Source organism: Nocardia sp. NPDC055050 (assembly GCF_053608345.1).
Genome location: NZ_JBSGVG010000002.1, coordinates 397,353 through 415,815, shown reverse-complemented (window position 1 = coordinate 415,815; position 18,463 = coordinate 397,353). Strand labels below are relative to the sequence as shown.

Below are 18,463 nucleotides of genomic sequence, written 5' to 3'. Positions count from 1 at the left end.
CGCGTTGCGAACAGCTGTGGCGGGAGGGGAAGTTGCCGGTGGAGCGGCTGATGCCCGCCAGCATCGAACTCGCGGCCATCAACGACGCGATCGGCGCGCTCGCCGATCGCACGACCATCCGGCAGATCATCGTCATCGACAAGCAAGATCAGGAGCTCCCATGACCCGCACTCTCGACACATTGTGTGACGACCTGCCGAACGGTCAGTTCATCGGCGGCGAATGGCGCGCCGGCGACACGCATCTACCGGTGGAAAACCCTGCCACCGGTGAAGTGATCGCCACCGTCGCCGACGGCGGCCCCGACATTGCGGCAGCCGCGCTGGATGCCGCCGCCGCTGCCGCGAATCGCTGGGCGGCGACAGATCCCCGCACCCGATCCGACATCCTTATGAAAGCCTTCCACCTGCTGCACGAGCGGGCCCCACGGATCGCGCGGATACTGACGCTGGAGATGGGCAAGCCGTATGCCGAGGCGCGTGGTGAAGTCGTCTACGGTGCCGAGTTCTTGCGGTGGTTCGCCGAGCAGGGTGTGCAGGCGGGTGGCGAGTACTTCCGGGCGCCCACCGGCAGACAGCGAATTCTGGTGACGAAGCAGCCGGTCGGTCCCGTGCTCGCCATCACCCCGTGGAATTTCCCGCTGGCCATGGTGACCCGCAAAGTCGCGCCCGCGCTGGCCGCCGGGTGCACTGTCGTGCTCAAGCCCGCCTCCCAAACACCGCTCACCGCATTGGAGTTGATGCGGGTGTTCCAAGACGCCGGTGTTCCTGCCGGCGTGGTCAACTGCGTCACCACGAGTCGGTCCGCAGCTGTCGCGACCGCCATCATCACCGATGAGCGGCTGCGTAAGCTCACTTTCACCGGGTCCACCGGGGTTGGTCGCAAGCTGCTCGCCCAGGCCTCCGAGCGCATTCTGCGCACCTCCATGGAACTGGGCGGGAACGCGCCGTTCGTAGTGTTGGCCTCCGCCGACCTGGACAAAGCCGTCGCCAGTGCGTTGACGGCCAAGATGCGCAACGGTGGTCAGGCGTGCGTGGCGGCCAATCGTTTTCTCGTGCACGAATCCCTGGCTGCGAAGTTCACCGACCGGCTGGCCGAAGGTATGTCGGCCCTGAGGATCGGCGACGGAATGCATCCGGCGACCGCGCTCGGGCCGCTGATCGATCGTGCCGCGGTCGATCAGATGCACTGGCTGATCGAAGACGCCGTAGAACGAGGGGCCCGAGTCCACTCCACCGCCGAACTACCCGACGGTCCGGGCTACTTCGTACGCCCGGCAGTCCTCACCGAGGTAGATCCCTCCGCACAGGTGTGGCGCGAGGAGATCTTCGGGCCCATAGCTCCGGTCCGAACCTTCACCGACGTCGACGAGGCGCTCACCCTCGCCCATGACACCGAATCCGGTTTGGCCGCCTACGTATTCGGCGAGAAGCTCGACGAGACGATGACATTCGCCGAAGGTCTGCAGTCCGGAATGGTCGGCATCAACACCGGGATCGTCTCAGATCCGGCGGCACCTTTCGGCGGCGTCAAAGCCTCCGGACTCGGACGCGAGGGCGGCAGCACCGGTCTCGGTGAGTACCTCGAAACCAAGTACCTCGCGCTGCGGCTGTCCTAGCCCGATACCGAGACAGCCGGTCGGCGCGATCCCGACCGGCTGCCTCGGTTGTAAGCGAGAAGAAGATCAGATCGCCGCGGCCAGCCGGGTGCCTTGATCGATAGCCCGTTTGGCGTCGAGCTCGGCGGCGACGTCGGCGCCGCCGATGACATGAACGCTCATGCCCTGGCTGATCAGCTCCGAGTACAGCCCTCGGTTGGGCTCCTGGCCGGTGCACAGCACGATATTGTCGACCTCGAGTAGGTGTGTGGCGTCATCGAGCCGGTAGTGCAGGCCGCGGTCGTCGATGCGTTCATAGCGTGCCCCGGCGACCATGGTGACGCCTCGGTGTTTGAGTTCGGTGCGATGGATCCACCCGGTCGTCTTGCCGAGTCCGGCGCCGACTTTGCTCGACTTACGCTGCAGCAGGGTGACTTCCCGCGCCGATGCTGTCCGCACGATGCCAGTGAGGCCACCGCGTTCACGGTGTTCGGCGTCCACGCCCCATTCGGCGAGGAATGTGGCGATATCGGGTTCCGAGCCGGGGTCGGGCGCGGTGAGGAATTCGGCGACATCGAAGCCGATGCCGCCGGCACCGAGCACCGCCACCCGATTGCCGACGGTCGCCTTGTCACGCAGCACGTTCAGGTAGCTCAGAACCATCGGATGATCGACACCGGGCAGCTCATCCGGGACCCGCGGGATGACCCCGGTGGCGAGGACGATCTCGTCGAAAGACCCATCGGTGAGCCATTGCGTGGTGGCCATGATGTCCAGGCGCAGCCGAACTCCGGTCTCGGCGAGACGATGCCGGTAATAGCGCAACGTTTCGTCGAACTCGCTCTTGCCCGGAACCTGGCGGGCGATATTGAGCTGTCCGCCGATCTCTCCGGCACTGTCGAAGAGCGTGACCGTATGACCACGTTCGGCTGCGGTGGTCGCGAAAGCCAGACCTGCGGGCCCCGCTCCGACGACCGCGAGACGCTTGCGCCTGCGCGTTGGGCCGACAACGAGCTCAGTCTCGTGGCACGCGCGCGGATTTACCAGGCATGAGGTGATCTTCATGCTGAAGGTGTGGTCAAGGCAGGCTTGATTGCAGCCGATGCAGGTGTTGATGCGTTCGGGCGTGCCCGCCGAGGCCTTGTTCACGAATTCGGGGTCGGCGAGGAAAGGCCGGGCCAGCGACACCATGTCGGCGTAGCCGTCGGCGAGGAGTTCTTCGGCCTTGTCCGGGGTGTTGATGCGATTGCTGGTCACCAGCGGTACCGAGACCGCCCCCATCAGCTTCTTGGTCACCCACGCGTACGCACCGCGCGGCACCGAAGTCGCGATGGTGGGGATTCGCGCCTCGTGCCAGCCGATTCCGGTGTTGATGATGGTGGCGCCCGCGGCTTCGATCCGCTGGGCGAGATCGACGACCTCGTCGAAAGTGGAACCGTCGGGTACGAGGTCGAGCATCGACAGCCGGTAGATGACGATGAAGTCATCGCCGACCGCGGCCCTGACCTTGCGGATGATCTCGACCGGGAATCGGACGCGGTTCTCATAGCTGCCGCCCCAGCGGTCGGTGCGCTTGTTGGTGTGGCCGGCGATGAACTCGTTGATCAGGTAGCCCTCCGATCCCATGATCTCCACCCCGTCGTATCCGGCGAGCTTGGCGAGCGCGGCACAGTGCGCGAAGTCCTCGATGGTCTGTTCGACCTCGGCGTCGGTGAGTTCACGCGGAGGGAACGCACTGATCGGGGCCTGCAACGAACTCGGTGCGACCAGGTCGGGGTGGTGGGCGTAGCGCCCGAAATGCAGGATCTGCATGGCGATCTTGCCGCCGGCGGCATGTACGGCGTCGGTGACGATCCGATGGCGGTCCGCGTCGGATACCTCGGTCAGCATCGCCCCGCCCGGATAGGGGCGGGCTTGCTCGTTCGGCGCGATGCCCCCGGTGACGATCAGGCCGACGCCGCCGCGGGCGCGTTCGGCGTAGAAGGCGGCCATCCGGTCGAAGCCCTGGGGTGCTTCCTCGAGCCCGACGTGCATCGACCCCATCAGCACACGATTGCGCAGGGTGGTGAAGCCCAGGTCGAGCGGTTCGAGCAGGTGAGGATAGTCCGTCGTGTTCATCGAGTGACCTACCGATCATTTCAAGGGTCGGGCTTCGCTGACAAGCATCCCGATAGTAAATTTTGTTACTAGGTTTGCACGATAGCGTTTTTGATGGACTGGTGTCCACAGTCGGTCTTGGGGTGTCCGAGCAGCGGTAAGGCGAGGCTTCTTGGAGTGAACGTGCGTGGTCACCCCGGCTTGTTGACCAACCATTGTGGACTAGGTACTGTTCGAATGGTTTACTCAACAATTTGAATAAGAGGTGTGCGATGCATCCATTCCGTGCGGCCGTCGAGGCCGAAGACATGGTCGCGCTCGAGGCGCTACTCGCCGACGATGTCGTCTTCCGTAGCCCAGTGGCGTTCAATCCGTATCCGGGCAAGCCGATCACCGCGGCGATCCTGCGTGGGGTGACGCGAGTGTTCGAGGGATTCCACTACGTCCGTGAGATCGAAGATGCCGGGGGCCGCGATCACGCCTTCGTGTTCGAGGCGACCGTCGATGGCAAACAGGTGTCCGGCTGCGACTTCCTGCATTTCGATGACGACGGCAAGATCGATGAGTTCACCGTGATGGTGCGTCCGCTCTCGGCGGCCAAGGCACTGAGCGAGGCGATGGCCGCGCAGTACCCGCGCATCCAGGCCGAAGCAGCCGAGCAAGTGCAACGCGAGGCTGTCGATGCCGGGGCCGAGCAGCGGTGACGCACTACAAGAGCAACATCCGGGACCTGACGTTCAATCTGTTCGAGGTTCTCGGCCTCGGCGAGTTGCTCGACGCCGGCGTGTTCGGCGACCTCGACACCGAATCGGTGCTGGACATGCTGGAGGAACTACGACGTCTCGCCGAGGGGCCGCTCGGTGCCTCGTTCGCCGATGCCGATCGCAACCCGCCGGTATTCGACGCCGCGAACAACTCCGTCACCTTGCCCGAGTCCTTCAAGAACAGCTTCCGGGCTCTGCGGGAGATGGGCTGGGAACGGTTGGGTCTGCCGTCCGATCTCGGCGGGGTGCCCCTACCGCGGGCGGTGTACTGGGCTCTGAGCGAATTGGTCCTCGGGGCCAATCCCGCCGCCTATATCTACGCGCTGGGACCCGGGACATCGGCGGTCTTCGCACACGGCAGCGACCTGCAGCGAGCGATCGTGCAGACCGCCGTCGAGCAGGGCTGGGGTGGCACCATGGTGCTGACCGAGGCCGAGGCGGGCTCCGATGTCGGAGCATTGCGTACCAAGGCAATGCGCCAATCCGACGGCACCTGGCACATCGAAGGCGTGAAGCGGTTCATCAGTTCCGCCGACTCCGACGATCTGTTCGACAACATCTTGCACCTGGTCCTGGCCCGCGCCGAAGGATCAGGGCCTGGGACAAAAGGGCTGTCACTGTTCTTCGTCCCGAAATTTCGTTTCGACCCCCACACCGGCGAACTGGGTGAGCGCAACGGCGCGTTCGTCACCAATGTCGAGCACAAGATGGGTCTGAAGGTCTCGGCGACCTGTGAGTTGAGCTTCGGCGTGCACGGCGTCCCCGCTACCGGGTGGCTGGTCGGTGACCGCGAGAACGGCATCGCGCAGATGTTCCACATCATCGAACACGCGCGAATGATGGTCGGCACCAAGGCGATCGCGACTCTTTCCAGCGGATATCTGCACGCACTCACCTACGCGCGGTCCCGGGTACAGGGTGCGGATCTGACCCGAGCCGCCGATAAAAACGCCCCTCGCGTGCCGATCATCGCTCACCCGGATGTGCGGCGTTCGCTGATGCTGCAGAAGGCGTACGCCGAAGGCTTGCGGGCGGTATATCTCTACACCGCAGCACACCAAGACCCGGAACTGGCACAACATGTTTCGGGTGCTGATCCAGAGCTGGCCGCACGCGTCAACGACCTGCTGCTCCCGGTGGTGAAGGGAGTCGGTTCGGAGCAGGCTTACCGCTACCTCGCCGAGTCGCTACAGACGTTGGGCGGTTCGGGCTATCTGCAGGACTACCCGATCGAACAGTATTTGCGCGACTCGAAGATCGACTCGATCTACGAGGGCACAACCGCGATTCAGGCGCAGGACTTCTTCTTCCGCAAGATCGTTCGTGACCGCGGCGTGGCATTGAGCCACCTGTCTCAGCAGATCCTGAAGTTCGCCGAGGACCCGGCCGGTGCCGCGGAGTTGAAGAACGAGAGGGCACTGCTCGCCGCGGCGCTCGACGACGTGCAGTCGATGACGGCGACCCTGACCGCGCATGTCTTGGCTGCCGGTGAGGAACCGCACGGTCTGTACACGGTCGGGCTCGCGTCGGTACGGTATCTGCTGGCTGTCGGGGATCTACTGGTCGGCTGGCGGCTGCTGCAGCACGCCGAGATCGCGCTCGGGGTCCTGCGCGATCCTGTGGCCGGCACCGACACGGGGTTCTATCTCGGAAAAGTCACTGTCGCGCAGTACTTTGCCCGGAATGTGCTACCCGACCTGCGTGCACTGCGCTCGATTCTGTCCGACCTGGACAACGACATCATGCGGGTCGACGAATCCGTCTTCTGAAAGCTGGGCCGCTGATGCCAGGGCAATGATGATCATTGCCCTGGCATCAGTGCTTTATCGGCTCAGTTCCATCTTCTTGATCTTTCCGGTCGAAGTCATCGGGAGCACGGTGCGGAATTCGATGATTCGCGGGTACTTGTAGGCAGCGAATTGCTCCTTGCCCCAGGCGATCAGCTCCTGTTCCGAGGTTGTGTCACCCAGGGTCTTGAGTACGACCGCTTTGATCTCCTCGCCGAGAGTCGCGTGCGTGACGCCGATGACCGCTACCAGCGACACCGCCGGGTGGGTCATCAGTACCTCTTCGATTTCTCGGGGATAGACGTTGTACCCGCCGCGGATGATGACTTCTTTGGCGCGATCGACGATGAAGTAGTAACCATCGGCATCGCGACGGGCAAGGTCGCCGGTACGGAACCAGCCATCGCGCAGAACCTCGTCGGTGGCTTCGGTCCGGTTGTAGTAGCCCTTCATGATCGGGTGACCCTTGATCGCGATCTCGCCGATCGCTGCGGGGTCGTCCGGAATCTCCGCCCAGTCGGCATCGATCAGTTTCATCTGCACTCCCCAGATCGGCCTGCCGATGGATCCGGGCCGGTTGGGTCCCTCCAGAGGTGAAAAGCACGCTGCTGGTGACGTCTCCGACAATCCGTAGCCTTCGAGCACTCGAACGCCGAGCCGGTCGGTGATCTGCCGAAGCAGCTCGACCGGTATCGCAGCACCGCCCGAGATGGCGAATTGCAGAGTCTCTGTGAAGGTTTCGGGCGCATCGACTTCGACCAACGCACCCAGCAGCGCGTGATACATCGTCGGGACGCCAGCGAAGTGGGTGACCGACTCGTCGCGCATGAGTTGCAACGCCTCCTGCGGCGCGAATCGGGGCATCAGCACCACGGTCGCTGCGGAGGCGAACGCGGTGTGCAGTTGCAGCGTTTGGCCGAAAGCATGGAACAGGGGAAGCGCGACGAGATGAACCTCGGCACCGTCGGGTGCGCTGACCAGTCGCTGAGAGGTCATCGCGTTGAGCACGAGGTTCGCGTGGGTCAGTTCGGCGCCTTTGGGTTGGCCCGTGGTGCCGGAGGTATAGAGCACAACGGCGGAATCCGTCGACTCCGTGGCGGCGGATTCGAAACTTGTCGAACGACCCGCGAGAGCCTGTGCCAGGGTTTCGGTTCCTGGCAGTGGTGACGGAGCGGACGAATCGGCGGTGATGACGAACAGATGTTTGCAGCCGCCGGCCTCATCGAACCCGGCCCGACCCTCAGTGCCCATCGGCAGATCGATCGTGCCCTGGAAACAGAAGTAGGCCACCGCGTCACTGTCGCGCAGGTGGTAGCCGATCTCCCTGGCTTTGAGCAGCACGTTCAACGGGACCACGACGCCACCGGCCTTGAGGATGCCGTAGTAGACGATCGGGAACCATGGCGTGTTCGGGCACGACAGCGCGACTTTGTCGCCTGGCCGGATTCCACGCTCGACCAGAAGCCCGGCTACTTGGTTGGCGGCGGCATCGATTTCGGCGTAGGTGAGGCGAACATCGCCGACCACCAGGGCGTCTCGGGCTGGGTAGTTGCGTGCGGAGTCTTCCAGGAGAACTGCGAGATTGAGCATGTCAGGCGTCCTGTCCTCGGTCGGCGTGCCGCGGTGCTGAGACCGTCGGCGAAGAGCTGCGTCGGTGACGACATCTGTACATCCTGACTCCAATACTCAATTATGTTAGTAGGTGCTTTTGCGATCGTATGGCATGGATCACCAAGGTGTCTACGGAACATGATTAGGCAAATAGTTTGGTATCTGAGGTGGGTAAGGCTCATTTACCGAGACGACCCGGTGGTGCCCTTCACCGATCGGTCACGGTCCGCGGTGGTAGCTGCGCGCGACCATTGCCGAGCGCAGCTGCCACAGACCGGTGGATTTGACCGGGTCGACGCCGGTGAGGTGAGCGATGCGGCGCATGCGGTAGTCGACTGTGTTGGTGTGGATGTGCAACAGGCGCGCGGTATGTTGGCGGTTCATGTTGTTGGCTACGTGCACCCGCAGGGTTTCGTACAGTTCGGGGTACTGATCCAACGGCTCGAGAATCTCGCCGAGCCTTGCGCGACCTGGCCCGGGCCGAGTCAGCTGGTACTCCAGCGCCAGATCATCGAATCGGTAGAGCCCTGGCGGGCAATCCAGACGTTCCACGATGTCGAGCAGTTCGTGGGCTCGCTTCGCCGCGGCCGGGATGTCCGCTGCCTCCGAGTCGATCAGCGCCGCCATGATCTCGGCGCGAGCCGCCTGTGAGAGTTCGGCGATCAGCGTGTCGAGGGCATCCTCGTCGGCCGATTCGGAGGGGATCAGCAATGTGCCGCCGTTGACGGACAACAACGACAGGATCGGCTCTCCGTAGCGTTGCGCGAGCACGGATTGCACCCGCCGTAGTTTTCGTCGAGCCACGACGCCCGCGTCGAGCCGCTTGTCGTGTTCGTCAGGGTGTGCCCGGATCGACAGGGCCACAACTCGATAGGCGCTGGCGACGCTGAAACCGCATTCTCGAGACATTGTCGCGGTCGGCTGTCCGGCAAGCAGCGCGGAGGTCAATGTGTGCACCTCGGTGTGATGCTGGGCCGCTACTGCGCGGTACTCCCTGACGTAGGCGCGCGCGACTGTTGTGCACAGTAGATCCGAAATCGCCATGGCCGTATTGAATCCGTCGATCAGGGTATCTCTGTCGAGGTCGGCGCCTTGGTCGTGCACTAGGTCCAGACTCAGGCGCAGGCCTTCGTAGAACGCGTGCAGGATCGCGTCGATCGGCACGCCTTCGTGCGCCCACCCCGCCGCTGCGATCGCGAGTCGGTTCATCTTCACGCTCACGTCGTTGCCGTCGACGACCCCGCCCACGATCTCTACACACATTCGAGTGACGGTGGTGATGTCGCCCGAGATCGCGTCGCCTGGCATTGTCGCGCAGGCTGCGACGTTGTCGACGAAGTGGGCGACGAGCTGAGCGGTGAGGTTTCGCACGTCGCGCAACGGTCGCCACGTCGGCGCACTGTCCAGTGGGATCGTCATCGACTTCCTCTCGCACCACGAACCGGTGCCGGTGGTGCGAGAGAAATCTTGCGCGGGGAAGGCGTCGGGTTCTTCACCACGGACAGCGGAGTTTGGAGCGCGGTTACTCACCGCCGAGCAAGGCTGTCATCATCGAGATACCTCAGAGACCAGGATTGTCACCGAGATGCGTGAGGCGGTTCAGGATTGTCGGGCCCATGAGCGATGAGCCAATGCCGAACCGCGATCTCCAGAGTCATCTGGCGATCGGGCAGATGCAAGTCCTCGCCGAAGAGTTCGTTGAGTCGGCGGATGCGATGGCGAACCGTCTGGGCGTGGACGCCTAGGCGCCGTGCTGCGGCTGGAGCGTTGAATCGACATTCGAGGCATGCGAGCAGAGTCTCGGCGAGACGGTACGGTTCAGGGCCGTCGCCCGCCAGCGGTGCCAAGTGTTCGGCGGCCAACTCGGCCACGAGGCTGCCGTTCTCCAAGATCAGCAGGTCGGGAACGTGGTCGAGTGCGCGAACAGGTACTTCGGATCGAATTTGCCTGTTCCGCAACAACTTCAGGGTTCGCACCGCCCAGTTCAGCGAATCGGCGACCCTGCTCGGGTCGACGGTCGGGCCGATAGCGCCGATCCGGCCGTGCAGCAGAGTGCGCAGTGCCTCGACAGTTCCTGGGCTACCGGGGTCGGTCACGATGAAACACTGCTGCTCGAGGTGTAGGCCAGACACCCAGCTGTTCGGGATATCGATAATGGACCGTCGATAGGGATCGCGGGTCCACTCGTCGACTGCGACAGCCGCGATCGCTTCGGGCAGTGGCCAATCGGCCGCGACCGCCGCCGTGCGGATGGCGGGTAGGTCCGGGTCCGGGTCGATGAGCAATTCCAGCAACCGACTGCGCAACTTGGTTCGTTCGCCGCCCGCGCCGACATCGGCGTAGCCCTCACGGAGCGCCGCCATGACCGTGTTCTGGAAGATCAGGACCTGCTGGGCAACCTGACCGATCGTCGCCGCCGTCACTGCAGGCAAAGTCATCGAGAGTTCGGCGAAGCGTGCGATGGATACCCCCGTGCCGATCCGGAACGCCGTCTGTCGCAATTCGGGGGCGAAGCCCTCTGCCGCATCCGTGCGGCCCACTTCACGCAGGAACGCTCGCAAGTCGGACAACGGGGTCTCGTCGTCTTCGAGCAGATCGAGGAACTTGGTGTTGCACCATTGGACGATCAAGGCGCCGATCTCGTGGTCGCGGCGGCCGAGGGGGCGTAGCTGATCGGCAAGTTGAGTTTCGATCGCTTCGATCGCGGCGCGAGAGACCTCGGCGTTGTGCGCCCGCAACAACGCGATGACCTCGGCGGACTCGAATTCGGTGAGCTCGTGATCGATCAGGTTGTACCGCACTAGAACCTCCGGGACATCCGCACCGGTGAGTTGTGTCGGTCTCGGCTCGGCCGAAAATGTCACGAAGAGGTTACGGACGAGATAGATTGAATACTCAACTTGTCAACTAGTACAGAGATTACCTGTCCGGGCGACGACGCCGTGTGGGAAACCGAATGCGCCGTTGTGACGGTGGGAGGGCGCGATGACCGCACAACTCGACCGACGGCTGCCGGACCTGCTCCGGTCACGCACCGCCGATGTGATCGACGAGATCGAGCAAGACTTCCGGCTCCGAACGCCGGGCATCGCCGACACCTGGGAAGCCGCGACAAGTTGGTCGCTACACGCGATCATCGACGAGACGATCACCGGTTTTCTCGATGAACTGACCTGCGAGCCGCCGATCTGGTCAGCGGCGACCTCGCTCTACCGGCGACTCGGCGCGGAACTCGGAAATCAGGAACGAGATCTTGACGCGCTGCAGACCGCACTGCAGGTCGGCGGGAACGTCGCCTGCCGGCGATTCATCAGCGCCGCCTATCGCCATGGCTGGACCGAGGAGGTCCTCGCTACCCTCACCGACCGACTCTTCGCGCTGATCGCCACGGCCATGGAGGCCGCCAACCAGGGGTATCTCCGGCAGCAGGGTCAGGTGGTCACCGACCGCGACCGGCATCGGACGAGCCTGCGAAATCTACTGATTCGCGATCGGGCGCCCGAGCTCGAGGAGATCCACGAGGCGGCGCGTGCCGCGTCGTGGCCGATTCCGAAACGGGTCGCTGTGATGGCTCTCGCCCGGGACGGGCGGCGGTGCCACGCCATCCTGCCTCCCGACGTGTTAGTCGATTGGGAGGCATCGACGCCCTACTTGATCGTGCCCGATCCGGAACGACCACACCTGATTCGGCAGCTCGTCAACCTCACTCAGCAGCGACACGTGGCGATCGGACCGACCGCTGCAGTCACCCATGCCGCACATTCGCTGCAGTGGGCGAGTTATGCCATCACTCTGATCGAGCGCGGGATCCTTCCCGCCGACAACGGCCTGCGCTGTGTCGAGCACGCGGCCACGATCTCCGCTTCGATGGCCGAGGATCTCATGGATGCCTCGGCACGGGAACTGCTCGGTGAGCTGGCGACGTTGCCGCCGCAACGAGCGCAACCTTTGCTTGAAACACTGTTGGCCTACCTCGAATGCGGCGGCAACGCCCTCGTCGCCGGCGAGCGACTGGGCATCCATGGCCAGACTGTGCGCTATCGACTCCGCCGTATCACCGAGCTGATCGGCCGACCCATCGACGATCCCAACCGCCGACTCGACCTGATGAGCATCGTGAACTGGCAGTGTCGCACCATAGCTTTGACCGAGGTCGCATGACGCGGGCAGCGCGTAAGCCTCCGGCGCGCGAATGTTCAGTTCAGGGAACACCACGGGCTCGGCTACTCCAGCGCGCCCCACCGTGCCGCGAGGTTCTCGGCGTAGTCACGCAGCCACGCCTTTTCCGTGTAACGGGTTGCTCTACACCGGAAGAGCTTTCATCGATGACCTACTCGCCGCCGCGGGCGCGGGTCACCGCGCTGACCTGGTGTTCGTCGGTTCTATCGGCGGCCACGCCCGTTTGCGAACTATGGCGTCTACTGCGCCACCAAGGCCGCGGTAGCGCACCTGACCCGCACTCTGCGCACCGAACTCATCGTCGTACCCACCGAACAGGGATGATCGAGGGCTGCCGCCGAAACCCTTCGGTGGCAGCAGCGCGCTCTGCCGAGGCACAGCAGCGCACCGTCATCTCGAAAACCAGTCGAAGAACACGGGTGACCGACCGCGCATCGCGTGTGGCGATCCGGTTCATCCGTTTCGGGTGAGGCCCTCGCGGCTGCCATCGGGAAACGTTGGTCGTCGGTCTTCTACGGAAGGATTCATGATGGCTCACTTATCGGAAACCGAGCATCCGGTCCAGCAGGGTTTCGCCGCAGGCACTTCCATCGGCGCCGCGATCCTGCTCCTGGTCGTCGCCGTGTTGTCCGTTCTGCAGGGCATCGCCGCGGTGGCCAAGGACGACCTGTTCGTCGTCGGCATCGACTACGTCTATGAATTCGACACCACGACATGGGGCTGGATCCACATCATCGGCGGGATAATACTCGCGCTGAGCGCGCTGGGGCTGATGGGCGGCGCGACCTGGGCGCGGATTGTGGCGGTCGTCATCGCGTCACTGTCGATCATCGCGAATTTCCTGTGGCTGCCCTACTATCCGGCGTGGTCGATCCTGATCATCGTGCTCGATGTGGTGGTCATCTGGGCCGTCACGACTTGGAATCCGCGCACGATCTGATCCGCAGCCCGGGATTGCTGCTCCGAGGATGGCCAACGGTCCGCCACTCCGAGGCGACCCGAATACGCCAGAAACCTGAAAATGCCCGGTGGCAGCGGTCCGCCGCCGCTGCCACCGGGCGGCGGACCAGTCGGGTACCGAACAGCGCCGCGGCTCACACCACGTACGTGATCGTCGCCGCCACCGCGGTGATCCAGTTGTCGTAGAGCGAGACGAGCAGCGCGTCCTTTTCGCCGGCCGCCAGGACGGTCCCGGTGCTCACGTGATCGAGGACTGCCGCCGAAACCATTCGGCGGCAGTCGTTTTCGTTGCCGAATTGGTACGGCCGTGCCCGGATTGCCTGGATACTCGAAGGGGTCACCCGCGGATCGCGTGCGGGGGAGCAGGGGAGAGGACTCGGGATGGCCCTGGTTGTGCAGAAATTCGGCGGTTCGTCGGTAGCCACCGCGGAGCGGATCCGGCGGGTCGCCGAGCGGATCGTGGAGACGAAGAAGCAGGGGCACGATGTGGTGGTGGTCTGCTCGGCAATGGGCGATACCACCGATGAGCTCCTCGAATTGGCGGGCCGGATCGCCTCCGCGCCGGAACCGCGCGAGTTGGACATGTTGCTCACCGCCGGTGAGAGGATCTCGAATGCCTTGGTGGCCATGGCGATTCATGCACTCGGCGCGGAAGCGCGATCCTTGACGGGCTCGCAGGCGGGCGTGATCACCACCGGCGCCCACGGCCGCGCCAAGATCATCGAAGTCGACCCGGGCCGGGTGCGCCGCGCACTCGACGACGGCGAGGTGGTGCTCGTGGCCGGGTTCCAAGGTGTGAGCCAGGACAGCGACGACGTCACCACGCTGGGCCGTGGCGGCTCCGATACCACCGCGGTCGCGCTGGCCGCGGCGTTGAAAGCCGATGTCTGTGAGATCTACACCGACGTCGACGGAGTCTTCACCGCCGACCCGCGCATCGTGGCCGACGCTCAGAAACTCGACCAGATCTCCTACGAGGAGATGCTGGAAATGGCTGCCTGCGGGTCGAAGGTCCTCATGCTGCGCTGCGTCGAATACGCGCGCCGCTACCAGGTGCCGGTGCATGTGCGCTCGTCCTACACCGACGCGATCGGCACCACCGTCTTCGGCTCGATGGCCGATATCCCCGCCGACCAGGCCGTGCTCACCGGCGTCGCGCACGACCGCAACGAGGCCAAGGTGACCGTTGTCGGTCTGCCCGACGAGCCCGGATACGCGGCCGAGGTGTTCCGCGCGGTCGCCGACGCCGAGATCGGCATCGACATGGTCGTGCAGAACACCGGGACCGGCCGCACCGACATCACCTTCACCCTGCCCGCCGCCGACGGCGCGCGGGCGGTCGCCTTGCTGCGCGACCGCCGTGCCGAGATCGGCTTCGCCGATGTTCGCTACGACGATCGCGTCGGCAAGGTCTCGTTGATCGGCGCGGGCATGCGCAACAATCCGGGCGTCACCGCGAGCTTCTGTGAGGCGCTGGCCGCGGCGAACATCAACCTCGACCTGATCGCCACCTCGGAGATCCGCATCTCCGTGCTCGTCCGCGACACCGACCTCGACGAAGCCGTGCGCATCCTGCACCGGGCCTTCGACCTCGGTGGTGCGGAAGTCGCCGTCGTGCACGGGGGAACAGGACGGTGAGCGCTGTTGACGCCAGGTACGGGCCCCGAGTAATTTACCGATAAGTAAGTTACTGGATCGGAGGGTTCGTTGAGCACCCAGTTGACCACTTTCACCAGGGCTGGACTCGAGTTCGACGTCGTCGACTCCGGACCGCCCGACGGCCCCGTCGTCGTTGCGCTGCACGGCTTCCCGCAGACCGCGACCTCGTTGCAGCCACTCACCGCGTTGCTCAACGCGCGCGGCTACCGCACCATCGCCCCGAACCAGCGCGGGTACTCACCCGGTGCTCGGCCGTCCGGCCGCCTCGCCTACCGCGTGCCCGAACTCGTCGACGACGTGGTCGCGTTGATCGAGGACATCGACCGTGGTCCGGTGCATCTGGTCGGGCACGACTGGGGCGCGATGGTCGCCTGGTCGGTGGCCGCGGCCCGCCCCGAACTCGTCCGCACGCTGGTGACCGTGTCGGTGCCGCATCCCGGCGCCTTCGCCCGCTCGATGATCAGCAGCGATCAGCTCCTTCGCTCGTCCTACATGGCGCTGTTCCAGCTGCCGGTGCTCCCGGAGCGCCTGATTCGCGCGCGGCCCGGCGTCTTCGACCAGATCCTGGCCAAATCGGGCATGTCCGCCGACGCGATCGACCGCGTGCACACCGAGATCATCGACACCGGAGCTCTCACCACCGCGTTGAACTGGTATCGCGCATTGGCGCTGATCACCCCGCGCGCGGTGACGGCACGCGTCACCGTGCCGGTGACGCACGTGTGGAGCACCGGCGACGCGGCGCTGACCCGCCGTGGTGCCGAGCTGACCCGCGGATTCGTCACCGGTGACTATCGCTTTGCGGTGCTCGACGGCTCGCACTGGCTGCCCGAGGAGCGTCCGGACGAACTCGCCGACCTGATCGTCGACCGGATCGAGTCGCTGCCGGGCTGAGACCTCAACCGATCGGCGAAGAAGCCAACGGCCGCAACGCCGCCGCGGTCGCCGGGATCAACGGCGCGCCCCGCAGGGCGGCGCGGGCGGCCAGTTGTTCGATGATCCGTCCGCGCACCCCCGGCCATTCGTCGTGCAGGATCGAATAGAACGCGGTGTCGCGCACCGCGCCGTCGAGCCCACGCGAATGTGCCCGGCGCACACCGTCACTCACCGCGCCGAGGCGTTCGATCGCCGCCCGGGAGCGCAGGTTGCGGGCGTCGGCGCGCAGGGTCACCCGCCGCACGCCCCAGCTGTCGAAGGCGTGGGTGAGCAGCAGCAGCTTGGAGTCGAGATTCACCTGACCGCCCCGCACCGCGGGGGTGAGCCAGGTATTGCCGATCTCGACGGCGTCGGGGATCGCCCCGCCGGGCACCGAGGTGACCGGTTCGGCGGACAACGGCCAGGTCAGTGGTCCCTGCCAGTAGTCGAGCCGGGCGAATCGAGTCGCCCCGACCACACACTCGTCGGCGACGGTGACGATCGCGAAGGCCAGCGTTGTGCCTGCCAGCTGCGCCGCTTCGGCCTGGAAGACATAGGTGCGCGCCTCCTGGTCACCGTGCGGGACGACGGTGAACCCGGCCGGTCCGTCGAGCGCCGCGGCCGCGGCGCTCAGTCCGGGAACGTGGTGAGGTGCGAGCGGCTCCAGCCGTGCGATGCGGCCGTGGAGGATAACGGGTGCGGGCATGGTGACCGGCGTCCCTTCGTCTGAGAGGGTCGCCGACAGCGCGAGGCGTGGATCTCACGCGGCACGCGATTTCGGCGAAGCGACACGAACGATCCAGCAGCATCGAAAAACTAGATCAAGATAGCCGACGTGACGCGTTCCCTCGTTCGAACCCACGCAGAAGTCGCGGCCGGAAAGTTTCGAGCCTCGGCGATCGGTCCTACCGCTTCTCGGCGATCGCCGAGACGATCAGTTCCTCCCAGACCGACAGGTCCCGATCGGGTGCGCCGATGTGTGCGGAATCCTCGTTCACCTGATGCCAGCGGGCCGCGGCGACCACGCCGGGGGCCTGCACGCGCAGATCACCGAACAGTGCGGTGATCTCCGCGTCGGTGCGCCACCGGCCGCGCCCGAAGGTCGACTGCAGCTTGGACTCGGCCTCGATGGTCTCGGCGTTGTCGCCGGAGCGGAAGTGGGAAATGAACACGCGCGAGCCGACGGGAATCTGTTGCGCCCAGTACGCGACCACCGACTGCGGGTCCTCCTCGTCGTTGAGGTGGTGCAGGATCGCGCTGAAGATGAGCCCGACCGGCTTGTCGAAGTCGATCAGCCGGGCGACCTCGGGATCGGCCCTGATCGCCGCGGAATCGCGGACGTCGGCGTGGATCACGGTGGTGTGGTCGTTGGTCGCCAGCAGTGCGCGACCATGGGCGAGCACGATCGGGTCGTTGTCGATGTAGACCACGCGGGTGTCGGGGTCGATCGACTGGGCGACTTGGTGCACGTTGTCGGCGGTGGGCAGCCCGCTGCCGAAGTCGAGGAACTGGGTCAGCCCGGCCTCGGCCATGGCCCGCACCGCACGGGTGAGGGCTCGGCGGTTGGTGGACGCGATGTCGACCGAGCCGGGCAGGTTCACCTTGAAGTGGTCACCGACGGCGCGGTCGACCTCGTAGTTGTCCTTGCCGCCGAGTAGATAGTCGTAGACACGGGCGATGCTCGGCTTGGATTGGTCGATCACATGCGCGTTGTCGCTCATCCTCGACGACCCCTCGTACGGTGCTGCGGTGCGGGACGTGGCCCATGGTAGGAGAACTTCCGCGTCTCGGCACGGTTTCTGTGTGGCGTCGACACCGAAGTTGTTCGGGGCGTGGTGATTTCGGGTGGAGGAGCGCGTTCGCTGAGCGGTTTCCGTCACGGTGCCGTGTCGGTGGCTCGGGGAGGTACCAACTGGATCGCGGGAGGCGGGAGTGTGTGTTTTCCCACGTCAGGGCCGTAACGGTTCGATAAATGACAGCTGTGTCGGCTTGTTGAACAGATGCCCAGTTGCGTGAGGTTTTCGCCAGTTCCGGCCCGTATTCCGACGAAATGTAACGCACGTTATCGGATCGTGTCGCACAGGAGTTCGATGTGATGCAGATCACACCATCTTTTCTCCGTTCGACCCGGCTGGCAAGCTTGTAATTGCTGAACGTTAACCGTTCGTGATCATGGACCGGGTCGACAGGGATCCGGGGTCGCGAACGACCCGCACTTCCGCTGCGGCGTGGCGGTCATCGAAAGATCCGGTATAGATCACTTATCGGCCGTGTCGGGGCGGCTGTCCGGAAGGGACGTGTTGTTATGAGCAGCATCTACTTCGAATCGAACAGCAATCTGTCAGTTACCGAGCGAGGCTGCCGCGTCTCCTCTACCTCCGCGATCGAATCGCCCATCGCGCCGCTGGCGATGCCGGGGCTGATTCTCGGGCTGATCCTGCTCGGCCTCGGTGTGGTCGGCCTGCTGCGACTGAGTGACTGGGTAGGCAACTACGGGTCCGTCCTGGTTGTGCTGGCCTACTTCCTCTATATGGCTGCGGCCGCGAGCCTGATGCTCTGGGGTGCGGCCACCGTCCGGTCGCTGCATCGTCGATAGCCGAGTGTCGACGAGATTCGTGACAACCCGGCAAAAGCGGCATCTGGTGATTGCGGTTTGACGGATGGATGGTGTCGGATAGCTACGCGACACTTTCTCCGATCCGGGCAAACGGTGAGTATTTCGGTCGGCGGCGATTCCGATAAGAGTGTGTTGATCGGGGAATGTATCCCACGCAGGGGGTGGGATACATTCCCCGATCGCCCTTACCTCTGATTTGTGGACGCAATATCCGTGGATTTCGAGCTATCGCGAACCCTTCCGCGCTCGATTAAGGTGCAGGAATCGACCTACTCCA

The 18,463-nt window shown here is 64.6% G+C and carries 15 protein-coding genes; 8 read left to right on the top strand and 7 right to left on the bottom strand.

Annotated elements, in window-relative coordinates; all coding sequences use genetic code 11:
* Positions 1-160: 160 nt before the first annotated feature.
* Entirely contained in the window at positions 161-1,618 is a 1,458-nt protein-coding gene (locus tag ACWGCN_RS04425; protein WP_452459443.1) for an NAD-dependent succinate-semialdehyde dehydrogenase, read from the top strand.
* Positions 1,619-1,684: 66 nt separating this feature from the next.
* Here ACWGCN_RS04425 and ACWGCN_RS04420 read toward each other — a convergent pair whose 3' ends face one another.
* Positions 1,685-3,715 carry an oxidoreductase gene (locus ACWGCN_RS04420; protein ID WP_452459444.1) on the bottom strand — a complete coding sequence of 677 codons (2,031 nt, stop codon included), beginning with the start codon at positions 3,713-3,715 and terminating at the stop codon, positions 1,685-1,687.
* A 251-nt stretch (positions 3,716-3,966) separates the two neighbouring features.
* Here ACWGCN_RS04420 and ACWGCN_RS04415 point away from each other — a divergent pair, with 251 nt between their 5' ends.
* Together ACWGCN_RS04415 and ACWGCN_RS04410 are read left to right on the top strand one after the other, a co-directional pair.
* Positions 3,967-4,398: a nuclear transport factor 2 family protein gene (locus ACWGCN_RS04415; RefSeq protein WP_452459445.1), complete on the top strand. Its 432-nt coding sequence runs from the start codon at positions 3,967-3,969 to the stop codon at positions 4,396-4,398.
* A complete protein-coding gene (locus ACWGCN_RS04410) occupies positions 4,395-6,227 on the top strand; it encodes an acyl-CoA dehydrogenase (RefSeq protein WP_452459446.1) in 1,833 nt (610 codons plus the stop codon). Before ACWGCN_RS04415 ends, ACWGCN_RS04410 begins: the two co-directional genes overlap by 4 nt.
* A 54-nt stretch (positions 6,228-6,281) precedes the next feature.
* Here the strand turns inward: ACWGCN_RS04410 and ACWGCN_RS04405 are convergent, their stop codons facing one another.
* From ACWGCN_RS04405 to ACWGCN_RS04395, 3 genes are all read right to left on the bottom strand, one after another.
* Complete coding sequence (locus tag ACWGCN_RS04405; RefSeq protein WP_452459447.1) at positions 6,282-7,835, bottom strand: long-chain-fatty-acid--CoA ligase; 1,554 nt, start codon at positions 7,833-7,835, stop codon at positions 6,282-6,284.
* 240 nt (positions 7,836-8,075) lie between these two features.
* Positions 8,076-9,275: a PucR family transcriptional regulator gene (locus ACWGCN_RS04400; protein ID WP_452459448.1), complete on the bottom strand. Its 1,200-nt coding sequence runs from the start codon at positions 9,273-9,275 to the stop codon at positions 8,076-8,078.
* A gap of 158 nt (positions 9,276-9,433) precedes the next feature.
* Positions 9,434-10,657 carry a PucR family transcriptional regulator gene (locus tag ACWGCN_RS04395; RefSeq protein ID WP_452459449.1) on the bottom strand — a complete coding sequence of 408 codons (1,224 nt, stop codon included), beginning with the start codon at positions 10,655-10,657 and terminating at the stop codon, positions 9,434-9,436.
* A 184-nt stretch (positions 10,658-10,841) separates the two neighbouring features.
* Here ACWGCN_RS04395 and ACWGCN_RS04390 point away from each other — a divergent pair, with 184 nt between their 5' ends.
* Together ACWGCN_RS04390 and ACWGCN_RS04385 are read left to right on the top strand one after the other, a co-directional pair.
* Complete coding sequence (locus ACWGCN_RS04390) at positions 10,842-12,017, top strand: PucR family transcriptional regulator (RefSeq protein ID WP_452459450.1); 1,176 nt, start codon at positions 10,842-10,844, stop codon at positions 12,015-12,017.
* Positions 12,018-12,564: 547 nt separating this feature from the next.
* Positions 12,565-12,975: a DUF7144 family membrane protein gene (locus tag ACWGCN_RS04385; RefSeq protein WP_452459451.1), complete on the top strand. Its 411-nt coding sequence runs from the start codon at positions 12,565-12,567 to the stop codon at positions 12,973-12,975.
* A 154-nt stretch (positions 12,976-13,129) separates the two neighbouring features.
* On the opposite strand, the gene ACWGCN_RS04380 is transcribed toward ACWGCN_RS04385, so the two are convergent.
* Positions 13,130-13,264, bottom strand: a complete 135-nt coding sequence (locus ACWGCN_RS04380) for a hypothetical protein (protein WP_452528966.1) — start codon at positions 13,262-13,264, stop codon at positions 13,130-13,132.
* Between the two features lie 112 nt (positions 13,265-13,376).
* Here ACWGCN_RS04380 and ACWGCN_RS04375 point away from each other — a divergent pair, with 112 nt between their 5' ends.
* The gene (locus ACWGCN_RS04375; protein ID WP_378630092.1) at positions 13,377-14,633 is read left to right on the top strand and encodes an aspartate kinase; all 1,257 of its coding nucleotides are present in this window, start codon (positions 13,377-13,379) and stop codon (positions 14,631-14,633) included.
* Positions 14,634-14,702: 69 nt separating this feature from the next.
* On the top strand, positions 14,703-15,548 hold the full coding sequence (locus ACWGCN_RS04370; protein WP_379315787.1) for an alpha/beta fold hydrolase: 846 nt from the start codon (positions 14,703-14,705) through the stop codon (positions 15,546-15,548).
* Positions 15,549-15,552: 4 nt separating this feature from the next.
* Here the strand turns inward: ACWGCN_RS04370 and ACWGCN_RS04365 are convergent, their stop codons facing one another.
* Both ACWGCN_RS04365 and ACWGCN_RS04360 read right to left on the bottom strand, forming a co-directional pair.
* A complete protein-coding gene (locus ACWGCN_RS04365; protein ID WP_378995151.1) occupies positions 15,553-16,275 on the bottom strand; it encodes a GNAT family N-acetyltransferase in 723 nt (240 codons plus the stop codon).
* Positions 16,276-16,474: 199 nt separating this feature from the next.
* Entirely contained in the window at positions 16,475-17,290 is an 816-nt protein-coding gene (locus ACWGCN_RS04360) for an SAM-dependent methyltransferase (RefSeq protein ID WP_452459235.1), read from the bottom strand.
* Between the two features lie 584 nt (positions 17,291-17,874).
* On the opposite strand from ACWGCN_RS04360, the gene ACWGCN_RS04355 reads away from it, so the two are divergent.
* Positions 17,875-18,165: a hypothetical protein gene (locus ACWGCN_RS04355; RefSeq protein WP_452459236.1), complete on the top strand. Its 291-nt coding sequence runs from the start codon at positions 17,875-17,877 to the stop codon at positions 18,163-18,165.
* Positions 18,166-18,463 lie beyond the last annotated feature (298 nt).